The following is an 11,029-nucleotide window of genomic DNA, read 5'->3' as shown; positions in this document are numbered from 1 at the left end:
GCTTGTTGATCTCTTGGTTTTCCGATAATCGCGATCACGTTACATGGATTTTTCATAGCATTTCCGCATTAAAGAGGCTTGAATCAGGAATCTTCATCCCCATAATAATGGCAAGTCACCTAAATATGCGAATTTTTATGTGGTTAAAGCCCGCAAAAACGCGCATGGCTTTAAGGGCATTATGTTGAATTCTGGAGATATCATGAGCAACGAAGAAAACAAAGTTACAGAAGAAGAGCTTGATCAAATCATCGAAGAGGCTGAAAAAGTAGAAGCTGAAGCGCAAGAAGTTGAAGCTGAGCTTGAAGAGCTTGGTGATGAGACAGACGCTAAGATTGCTCAACTAGAAGCGGCACTATTGTCTAGCGAGGCAAAAGTAAAAGAGCAACAAGATGCGGTGTTGCGTTCTAAAGCTGAAGTAGAAAACATGCGTCGTCGCACTGAGCAAGAGATCGATAAAGCACGTAAGTTTGCGTTGAACAAGTTTGCAGAAGAGCTGCTTCCTGTTATTGATAACCTAGAGCGTGCAATTCAAGCGGCAGATACAGAGAATGAAACTGTGAAGCCGTTCCTAGAAGGCGTTGAACTAACACATAAAACGTTTGTAGACGTTGTCGCGAAATTTGGCTTGAAAGCAATCAACCCTGAAGGTGAAGCATTCAATCCAGAGTTCCATCAAGCGATGTCGATTCAGGAGAGCCCTGATCATGAATCAAACACTGTTATGTTTGTTATGCAAAAAGGTTACGAACTAAACGGCCGTGTGATTCGTCCGGCAATGGTAATGGTTGCTAAGTAACTTTAACTACCTGTTTTTTAAATATAAAAGCGCCCATCATTTTTGATGGGCGCTTTTTTGTTTTAAACATAAATGACTGCATCGAACTTCGTTGTATATCGATAAATGAAAATTTGATCCCCTTCATATTTTTTCCTATTGGTTAATTATTTTCCTATAGGAGATTTTCTCTCATCTCGCTGCGTGTTTATTAACGGAAAGGGCTATAAGTGGTTGTAATCATTCGCTGTGTGAATGTTTGTTCTGCATAGGAATGTAAATATAGTCATTTTTTCCAAAACAATTTCGTTAACAAAAATGTAAATTATCACTTTATTTTGTAACTTCGGTGTGTATGATTTGCGACTAATGCTTTAAAAGTAAGCATATATAACTACAAAAATGTAAATAGTAAACACAACATATCGGAGATTTATAATGGATAAATCGCTTTCTAGTAAGATTTTTATAGGCTTGTTTGCCGGCCTTGTGCTGGGGACTGCAATTCAGTACTTATTTAGCGGTATTGCGATTTTTGATACATACCTACTTGGAGCAGCAGAAGGTGTTGGCGGCATGTTCGTCTCACTGATCAAATTGCTTGTTGTTCCTTTAGTTTACGTTTCAATCGTATGCGGCATTGTTGACTTGAAAGACATCAGTGCATTTGGTCGTCTTGGTGGAAAAACTTTTACCCTTTACATTCTTAACACCATCATTGCGATTACGGCGGCTTTGACTGTCGGCTTGATCTTCCAGCCAGGAGCGGGCGCTAATCTAGCAGGAACGGTATCTGAGGCTGTACAGTTGACAACGACAGATACGCCGGACATTTTCTCTTTAGTTGTTAACATTGTTCCTAGCAACCCTGTGCAAGCGTTTGCTAGCGGCGACATGCTGCAAATCATCTTTATGGCAATTTTGACGGGGCTTGCAATTCAAGCTTTGGATTCTCGTGGTGGCCCAGCTATTCGCACATTCAAAATGGCAAATGAAATCATGATGAAATTGGTTGGATTAGTGATGAGTCTTGCACCATATGGTGTGTTCGCACTAATGATTCAACTAGGTGCAACGCTAAACGCCAATACATTAATGTCCGTTGCCGGTTACGTGGCTTTGGTGGTTGCGATGTTGGTGTTCTGGATCTTCTTCTTCTACCCAATGGCAGTGAGTATTGCGACAGGAACTTCTCCAAAGACTTTCCTACGTGCAACTCGTGAGCAGATTCTTTTCTCTCTATCTACCGCGAGCTCAAACGCGACTATCCCGGTAACGATGCGCACACTGACAGAAAAGCTTCAGGTCTCTAAATCGGTTGCTGGCTTCGGTGTACCACTGGGCGCAACGATGAATATGTCTGGTGTGTCTATCTATATTGCTCTAGCAACGATGTTTGTTGCGAACGCTTTTGGCCAGCCTATTAACACCGCAGACATCTTCACACTTGGCTTAACTATTCTTCTGTTATCTATTGGTGCTGGCGGCGTTCCTGGTGGCGGCGTGGTAATGGTAGGCGTTTTGCTTCACCAGCTGGGTTTACCACCTGAAGGTTTAGCAATCATTGCAGCGGTCGACCGTATCAATGATATGTTCTGTACATCATCTAACGTTGTCGGCGATACGGCAGTGAACACCATTGTTGCAAAAACAGAAGGTGAGATAGGTAAAGAAGAAGGTGTTGATGCTGAGCCTGCTCAAGCGAACGCCTAATACCTTGAATAATTTATTTTAACCCTAATATTGAAGCGAGCTCTTATGAGCTCGTTTTTTATTTAGGAAGAGTCGGGCATAAATAAATTTATCTGGGAAATGACGTTTTGTTGCGCTACAGCAGTGTGACGAGTTCCCAACTAATCAGAAAGAAACACATAAATTTCGAAAAAAGACGCTTTTTTTTAATTCTGCCCTTGAAAAGCATTTTGCCGCCCTTATCTATGTGGCATAGAGAAGCAAACATTGATTATTTTTGTTTGTGAGCAAGGGTTGAAACCCGATTCTCCTCCCCCCACATTGGGGTTATAACCAAACGAAAATAGAATTTATTCGGAGATAGCCAGATGGGTAAAATCATTGGTATTGACTTAGGTACTACTAACTCATGTGTTGCTGTATTAGACGGCGACAAACCACGTGTAATTGAAAACGCAGAGGGCGAACGTACTACTGCATCGGTTATTGCTTACACTGACGGTGAGACGCTAGTAGGTCAACCAGCGAAACGTCAAGCAGTAACTAACCCAGAAAACACGCTATTTGCAATTAAGCGTCTAATCGGTCGTCGTTTTGAAGACGAAGAAGTTCAGCGTGACATCGAAATCATGCCTTACAAAATCGTTAAGGCTGACAACGGTGATGCTTGGGTAGAAGCGAAAGGCCAAAAAATGGCAGCTCCTCAGGTTTCTGCTGAAGTTCTTAAGAAAATGAAGAAAACTGCTGAAGACTTCCTTGGTGAGGAAGTAACTGGCGCAGTTATCACAGTACCTGCTTACTTTAACGATGCTCAGCGTCAAGCGACAAAAGATGCTGGCCGTATCGCAGGTCTAGAAGTTAAACGTATCATCAACGAACCAACAGCAGCTGCGCTAGCTTACGGTCTTGATAAGAAGGGCGGCGATCGCACTATCGCGGTATACGACCTTGGTGGTGGTACATTCGATATTTCAATCATCGAAATTGATGAAGTTGAAGGCGAGAAAACATTCGAAGTTCTAGCAACTAACGGTGATACTCACCTAGGTGGTGAAGACTTTGATAACCGTCTAATCAACTACTTGGTTGATGAGTTCAACAAAGAGCAAGGCATCAACCTTAAGAACGACCCACTAGCAATGCAGCGTGTTAAAGAAGCAGCAGAGAAAGCGAAAATCGAGCTTTCTTCTACTTCTCAAACAGACGTAAACCTACCTTACGTTACTGCAGATGCAACTGGTCCTAAGCACATGAACATTAAAGTGACTCGTGCAAAACTAGAATCTCTAGTTGAAGACCTAGTACAACGCTCTCTTGAGCCATTAAAAGTAGCTCTAGCTGACGCTGACCTATCAGTAAACGACATCACTGACGTAATCCTAGTTGGTGGTCAGACTCGTATGCCAATGGTTCAAGCGAAAGTTGCTGAGTTCTTTGGTAAAGAAGCGCGCCGTGACGTAAACCCTGACGAAGCAGTAGCAATGGGTGCTGCAGTTCAAGGTGGTGTACTTGCTGGTGACGTTAAAGACGTACTACTACTAGACGTAACTCCACTGTCTCTAGGTATCGAGACAATGGGTGGCGTGATGACTAAGTTAGTTGAGAAGAACACAACTATCCCAACTAAAGCGAACCAAGTTTTCTCTACAGCGGAAGACAACCAGAGCGCGGTAACTATCCACGTTCTACAAGGTGAGCGTAAGCAAGCGATGTACAACAAGTCTCTAGGCCAATTTAACCTAGAAGGCATCCAGCCTGCACCACGTGGTATGCCACAAATCGAGGTTACTTTTGACCTTGATGCGGATGGTATCCTACACGTGTCTGCGAAAGACAAGCAGACTGGTAAAGAGCAGAAGATCACTATCCAAGCTTCTGGCGGTCTAAGCGATGAAGACATCGAGAAAATGGTTCAAGAAGCAGAAGCTAACAAAGAAGCGGACAAGAAGTTCGAAGAGCTAGCGACTGCACGTAACCAAGCTGACCAAATGATTCACGGTACTCGTAAGCAAGTAGAAGAAGCTGGTGAAGCGCTACCTGCAGAAGAGAAAGAGAAGATTGAAGCAGCAATTTCTGAGCTAGAAACAGCACGTAAAGGTGAAGACAAAGAAGCTATCGATGCTAAAGTTCAAGCACTAATGACTGCTTCTCAAAAGCTGATGGAAATCGCTCAACAACAAGCTCAAGCGCAGCAAGCACAAGGTGCTGACGCAGGTGCACAGTCTAAAGAAGACGACGTTGTAGATGCTGAGTTCGAAGAAGTTAAAGACGACAAGAAATAATATTTCTTAACCAGATGGCTGCATAGCCATCTGGGGTCGATAAGACTTCGTGTGCGGGCGTTTGGGGCAACTCTTACGCCCGTCTGTTTGTAAACGCTGTCTTTCTAGTTAAGTATGTTGCAGACAAGTGCACTTACCTAGAACGATACAAACACCAAGCGGTGAATCGATGCCGTTTGTAGTAATTAACTGGTGACGAAGAACATGTCAAAACGTGATTTTTACGAAGTATTAGGCGTAAGCCGTGATGCCTCAGAGCGCGATATCAAAAAGGCGTATAAGCGTCTAGCGATGAAATTCCACCCAGACCGAAACCAGGGTGATGATTCTGCGGCGGACAAGTTTAAAGAAGTAAAAGAAGCGTACGAAGTTCTGACCGACCCTCAAAAGAAAGCGGCGTACGACCAATACGGTCATGCTGCTTTTGAACAAGGCGGCGGTGGTTTCGGTGGCGGCGGCTTTGGCGGCGGCGGTGCTGATTTCGGCGACATCTTTGGCGATGTATTCGGTGACATCTTTGGTGGTGGTCGTCGTGGCGGTGGTGGCCACCGTGCCCAGCGAGGTGCTGACCTACGTTACAACATGGAATTAACGCTAGAAGAAGCAGTTCGTGGTGTAACGAAAGAGATCGAAGTACCGACACTAGTACACTGTGATACCTGTGATGGTAGTGGCGCGAAGAAAGGTTCATCTGCTGAAACATGTGGTACCTGTCATGGTCATGGTCAAGTACAGATGCGACAAGGCTTCTTCGCAGTGCAACAAACCTGTCCTACCTGTCACGGTAAAGGTAAAATCATTAAAGACCCTTGTAATGAGTGTCATGGTCAAGGTCGTAAGCAGAAAACAAAAACACTTAACGTTAAGATCCCAGCAGGTGTTGATACTGGCGACCGTATTCGTCTATCTGGCGAAGGTGAAGCGGGAGAAATGGGGGCGCCTGCTGGCGACTTGTATGTACAAGTGCACGTGAAAGAGCACCATATCTTCGAGCGTGATGGCAACAACCTATACTGTGAAGTGCCAGTAAGCTTTGCGATGGCGGCTCTAGGTGGTGAAGTTGAAGTGCCAACTCTAGATGGTCGCGTAAGCCTAAAAGTACCTTCAGAAACGCAAACAGGTCGTATGTTCCGCATGCGTGGTAAAGGTGTGAAAGGCGTTCGCGGTGGCGGTGTTGGTGATCTTATTGTGAAGTTGGTTGTTGAAACACCAGTAAACCTAAGCTCACGCCAAAAAGAACTGCTCAAAGAGTTTGAAGAGTCTTGTGGTGGTGAAGCGGCGACAAAGCACAAGCCTAAATCAGAAGGCTTTTTCAACGGTGTGAAAAAGTTCTTTGATGATTTAACCAGCTAAGACGTTAGTGAAAAGCACAAATACAAAGGCCTGCTAAAATGCAGGCCTTTTTGCATCTCGGTGTTCTTGCTAGTTCCAGCAATCACTTGGTTCTTCGACATTTGTTGACGTTAAAGTAATCGTTTTAGAACCAGTCAAGCACTCGTCGTCGTCTTGTCCAAGAGGTGATTTTGCTGTTGCTGTAATGGTATAGGCCGTACTTGCAGAGCTAGCAATATCGAAAGAAAATCTATTTTTGTCTGAGTCACATAGAGTGCATGTTCCTCCAGAGAGAATATGACTCCAGTCGTACCCACCATCATAAGATGTCTCTAGCTCTAGCTGAATTCGACTAAGATCGCTCAAGGCAACCGTCCTATGAGACTTGATTACATGATTAGTGTAAGAAGGGTAGGCGATCGCAGCAATGATCCCGACAATCACGACAGCTATCAGTAATTCGATCAATGTCATCCCTCTCAATCCTTTTTTGTAGCCGTTACAACGAGAAATTCGAATCATCACGAGTAGTTTCCTTTTCACTTTTCCGCCTATTTTTGGCAGGTGATAGCATCTGTGCAAGATGAATTACGGCCCTTTTGCCGTTTACATAGGAATTTGGGAAATGCCTCGCGGGTTTACGTTGTTGGAGCTTCTTATTACTGTTGCTGTACTGAGTGCTTTATTGGCTACAGCTGCACCATCTTTCAAGAATGTCTTTGAAACCAACAAAATGCAGCGCTTAGCTAATGAATTGCATGGCTTTGTTATTGAAGGCAAGTCTGAAGCAGTATTACGGCGTGAAAGACTTTGGGCACACATCATCATGTCTGGGAGCTCATCCAGTGACGGAAACTGGCGTATTGATTTGACAGATAACGGAGCTGAGGGAGCTGGGACTGTGTTGTTCTCTTTATCCGGTAAGCCGTATTACGGTATTGTCGTTACCCCGAGCTATGCTTCCGATCAAATCAGCTTCGACGATGTCCATGGTCGACCATCATCAGGAAACTTGAAGTTTCATCCTGTTGGTGAATCATCAAAAGCCTTAAAACTCATTTCTCATACTTTATCAGCCCGCGTAAGAGTATGTAGTGATAACAGCGGCACAGAATATTACGGTTATTCAACTTGCTCTTAAGGATGGCTATGTTTAAACAAAAAGGGGCGAGCCTTATTGAGTTTATGATCGCATCTGTGCTTGGGCTTATTTCTCTTGCGACAGTGGGGTCAATCTATGTGAGTGGTCAACGAGTGATAATGGAGCGTTCGAAAGAGTTAATGTTGTTACAGAATTCTGAAAGTGTCGTGCAGATGCTCAAGAGCGACATTCAGCGTGCTGGTTTTGACGGTAACAATGGTCATTCTATAAAAATATCGGGCTCAGCGAACACAATTTACACTCTTGATGATGTTGATAGAGGGCTAATTGCTTACGCCTATTACATAGGTGTTTCTGGCTCTGCTCCTTTATATAAAAACGTGGCTTATGAGCAACGAGTTAATACGCCAGAGTCGCTATTTGTGTGTGAAAAAAAGCAAATAACGATATGGGATGTTAATGACGTGGTCAACCTTGCAGGCACAGGCTCATGTAACACTCTCTTTGATAAAAAAGTTATTCACGTTAATCGATTTGACCTGACTAGTGATTTGCTAGAAAGCACTGATGCAAAAAGTGCACTGGTGACCATTACATTGGGAACCGAATTGAAAGACGTGACAGATATTCGCACGCAGCAGTCGTTTACTGCGATGCAAAGGAACTGGCAGTAATGAAGAAACAACAAGGTGCAGCTGCGTTATTAGTTGTGGGTGTATTGCTAGTTGCGGCATTAATGATGTCGCTTGGTAGCTACAAGTCTCTTTTTTATCAGATCAAGCGTGCCAACAATCAAATTGAAGCACGACAAGAACATTGGCTTGCAGAAGGGGGATTGGAGTGTTTCTATTCTTTAGTTCAAAGTACCGGTGATATTTCTTCTGCAACTTCACTAATTTCAAGCCGATGTGAAACACCTTTAGGTTTACATCAATTAGCATTGGAACCCGACAACAAGCTGTTAAGCAAACCAGCTCCAAACTCCAGCCGGACCGTTGAAAAACAACTTGTCCTTTCAAGAGGAAGAGCGTCCGGAGCACTAAAAAGTAGTACAGATTTATACGTTAATGGTAGCTCCGCATTTTCAACACCAGATCCTGGCGAATTTGTAGGAAGTGGGTGGGAGTGTGTTGCTATTCGCTATAAGAATGCATTTCACTCACGTGCTGGAGCGACAAACCAAGGGGTTATACATGGTTCTGCCCCTTATGCTGATTTTGTTCACAACAATATAGATTGTAAATCGGAACATATGAGTGTGACCTCTTCTGACTCAGATTACGGAGAGGACTTTATTCAAGATGCAGACCTAGAGCCATTTTACGACATTTTTAGAGAGCAACGCAGTGACTGGAACTCGGTGAAATCAGGCTGGGGGTTTACTACGATTGATTACGACGACTCAACTAACCAAGTCGTTACTGATTGTGGAAAGAAAGTTGGGGAGCAAATTTCAGCAGGGAAAACTCATATTTGGGTTACGGGGTCCTGTGAGTTTACTTCCTCTAAAAAGAATAGCTCTGGAGAGTATGAGAATGATTCTGATGGGATACTAATCAAAGGAGGCATTGATTATCTTAATGAAGCTTTTGCCGCTACTGGAGAAGCTCCAATATTACTTGTGGTTCAAGATGGTATTTTTGCTGTACATGGTTCAATGACATTCCCTGGTATGCTCTATCAACTTACGACTAATTCACTTACAGATTTAGATACACATTGGAACTTGTTCGAGGCCAAAGATCATTTTGGGGATGCGGCTAACTTTCCCACGCTTGCTCCAGATAAAGTCGTTTACCTGCAGCGTGGCTCATTTAGTTTTTCGGGGGGACAAGTCTTAGATAGTCCAGGTTACAGTGCTTATTTTGTTAACTCTCTAAATTTTGCTTACAACCGAGATAACATCGATGAGGTCGTTGATCCGATTATTAATTTCCGCTGGAAAAAAGGCTCCTGGAATGATCTCTAAACAAAAAGGTTTTAACCTTCTTGAAGTTCTAATTTCTTTTCTACTTATCGGTGTTGGGGCACTAGGTTTAACTAAGCTAAACGTGTATTTAGAACGCGAATCCGAATATGCCATAAAAAGTATTGAAGCACTTCGTCTAGCAGAAAACCAGCTCGAATGGTTCCGGACGCGTGGTGCTTCTGCGGCGATGTCTACCATCACACCTGCAAATTTTGCTTCTATTGCAACAGGCTCTTCTGTTACTGGATCTTATGTCGTCGAGTGGGAAGTTCCAGCTGCCACGGTTTCAGGAACACTGAAAACTATCACCATTACCTCTAGCTGGAAGGATAGAATCGGCGAGACGCGATCAGTTCAGCTTAAAACGATGATCTCACAATACAGTGAATTCGAAAACTAAGTTCAATTGCATACATGGGCTGGGACAAATGCGGGTGTAATTCCTGTTTAATACCGGATTTGTCACGGTTAATAAATAGTTTTTGAACTGTTAATTGAGTTGATGTGCTACTGTTTTTATTATGTTTAATTGAAGTGGTGTTTTTGCAAAATATGTCTCCAATTATGAAAAAAAATCTAGAACCTTGTGCTTTCTCCATTAGTGTTTACTAGAATACTCGTTGGATAGTAGGTCGTTATAATTATTCAAATAGGCCTTGGCACCAACATCATTCACTATGGAGTTACCATGAGTAACCAAGCTGTAAATAAGGCACCATCATCGAAGCCGAGCGGGATGGAGCGCTTTTTAAACTTTATCGAGAGGACAGGTAACAAAATTCCTGATCCTGCGATTTTGTTCTTCTGGGCATTGATCATTACTTGGGCGGCGTCAGCACTTTTGTCGAATGTATCATTCGATCTTCCAAACCCTCGAACGGGCGAAGCTCTTAGTATCACCAACTTACTTACGGGCGAAGCGCTAGCAAGTTTCCTTGCTAACATGGTGACGACGTTTACTGGCTTTGCGCCACTGGGTATCGTACTTGTCGCAATGCTAGGTGTGGGTGTTGCAGATTCTTCGGGCTTTATTACGACGGGTCTTAAGAAGATGCTGAACTTCACGCCAGCTAAGCTTCTTACTCCAATGCTTATTTTGGTTGCCATTGTATCGCATACTGCGGCAGATGCAGGCTATGTTCTGGTTATTCCTCTGGGCGGTATTATCTTCCATGCGGCAGGTCGTCACCCTTTAGCAGGTATTGCGGCAGCATTTGCAGGTGTATCTGGTGGCTTCTCTGCAAACTTTATCCCTTCAGGTATCGATCCGCTATTGGCTGGCTTTACGCAAACTGCGGCGCAGGTTCTTGATCCTGAATATGTGGTTAACCCATTAGCGAACATCTTCTTCACTGGCCTATCCTCTATCATTATTGTGGGGATTGGTTGGTACGTGACAGAGAAAATCATCGAGCCTCGTTTATCAAAAATGCCAATTGATGATGATGCGGAAACCGCGCCAAACCTAGGTTCATTTACTGAACTGGAATCAAAAGCATTCCGTTATGCAGGTTGGGCAATGATGGCGGGTATTGCTTTACTTGTTGCAGCGTTAATTCCAGAAACATCAGCACTTCGCTCGCCTGAAGGTGAAATTACTGCCTTCTCAGCACCGATAATGAAGTCTATCGTGCCGTTGATCTTTATTCTGTTTATCATTCCTGGTTACGTTTACGGTAAAGTGTCTGGAACGTTCAAGACCAGCAACGACATTATCAAAGCGATGGCTGATACTATGTCAACCATGGGCGCATACATTGTTATGTCATTCTTCTGTGCTCAGTTCCTATCTGCATTTGCTCAGTCAAACATCGGTACGATGCTAGCGTTGTATGGCGCAGAAGGCTTAAAAGCGATGAACCTACCAGGTGAAG

Annotated in this window: 10 protein-coding genes; 9 read left to right on the top strand and 1 reads right to left on the bottom strand. The window is 43.7% G+C overall.

Features of this window, described 5'->3' with window-relative positions; genetic code table 11:
• Window positions 1–202: 202 nt before the first annotated feature.
• The 4 genes from grpE (at window position 203) to dnaJ (ending at window position 6,105) form a co-directional block, all read left to right on the top strand.
• Window positions 203–799 carry a nucleotide exchange factor GrpE gene (gene grpE / locus R7E00_RS22140; RefSeq protein WP_021034134.1) on the top strand — a complete coding sequence of 199 codons (597 nt, stop codon included), beginning with the start codon at window positions 203–205 and terminating at the stop codon, window positions 797–799.
• 417 nt (window positions 800–1,216) lie between these two features.
• Window positions 1,217–2,491 carry a dicarboxylate/amino acid:cation symporter gene (locus R7E00_RS22135; RefSeq protein ID WP_053302985.1) on the top strand — a complete coding sequence of 425 codons (1,275 nt, stop codon included), beginning with the start codon at window positions 1,217–1,219 and terminating at the stop codon, window positions 2,489–2,491.
• Window positions 2,492–2,838: 347 nt separating this feature from the next.
• Entirely contained in the window at window positions 2,839–4,752 is a 1,914-nt protein-coding gene (gene dnaK, locus R7E00_RS22130; protein WP_005381623.1) for a molecular chaperone DnaK, read from the top strand.
• Window positions 4,753–4,956: 204 nt separating this feature from the next.
• On the top strand, window positions 4,957–6,105 hold the full coding sequence (gene dnaJ / locus R7E00_RS22125) for a molecular chaperone DnaJ (protein ID WP_005381620.1): 1,149 nt from the start codon (window positions 4,957–4,959) through the stop codon (window positions 6,103–6,105).
• 69 nt (window positions 6,106–6,174) lie between these two features.
• On the opposite strand, the gene R7E00_RS22120 is transcribed toward dnaJ, so the two are convergent.
• A complete protein-coding gene (locus R7E00_RS22120; protein ID WP_053302986.1) occupies window positions 6,175–6,606 on the bottom strand; it encodes a type IV pilin protein in 432 nt (143 codons plus the stop codon).
• Between the two features lie 103 nt (window positions 6,607–6,709).
• Here R7E00_RS22120 and R7E00_RS22115 point away from each other — a divergent pair, with 103 nt between their 5' ends.
• The 5 genes from R7E00_RS22115 to R7E00_RS22095 all read left to right on the top strand — a co-directional run.
• Complete coding sequence (locus tag R7E00_RS22115) at window positions 6,710–7,225, top strand: GspH/FimT family pseudopilin (RefSeq protein WP_033905824.1); 516 nt, start codon at window positions 6,710–6,712, stop codon at window positions 7,223–7,225.
• A gap of 8 nt (window positions 7,226–7,233) precedes the next feature.
• On the top strand, window positions 7,234–7,860 hold the full coding sequence (locus R7E00_RS22110) for a PilW family protein (RefSeq protein ID WP_033905826.1): 627 nt from the start codon (window positions 7,234–7,236) through the stop codon (window positions 7,858–7,860).
• Entirely contained in the window at window positions 7,860–9,155 is a 1,296-nt protein-coding gene (locus tag R7E00_RS22105; RefSeq protein ID WP_213880545.1) for a hypothetical protein, read from the top strand. The genes R7E00_RS22110 and R7E00_RS22105 overlap by 1 nt, the downstream gene beginning before the upstream one ends.
• Window positions 9,145–9,555 (top strand): prepilin-type N-terminal cleavage/methylation domain-containing protein, encoded by a 411-nt coding sequence (locus R7E00_RS22100; RefSeq protein ID WP_005381606.1) that lies wholly within the window; start codon window positions 9,145–9,147, stop codon window positions 9,553–9,555. Before R7E00_RS22105 ends, R7E00_RS22100 begins: the two co-directional genes overlap by 11 nt.
• A gap of 288 nt (window positions 9,556–9,843) precedes the next feature.
• Window positions 9,844–11,029: AbgT family transporter (locus R7E00_RS22095; protein WP_318124472.1), on the top strand; the 1,186-nt coding region annotated here is incomplete at its 3' end.

Origin of the sequence: Vibrio sp. Vb1755 (assembly GCF_033338635.1) — a bacterium.
GTDB lineage: Bacteria > Pseudomonadota > Gammaproteobacteria > Enterobacterales > Vibrionaceae > Vibrio > Vibrio alginolyticus.
The sequence above is the reverse complement of the archived record's forward strand: the minus strand, read 5'-3'. Positions and strand labels throughout refer to the sequence as shown.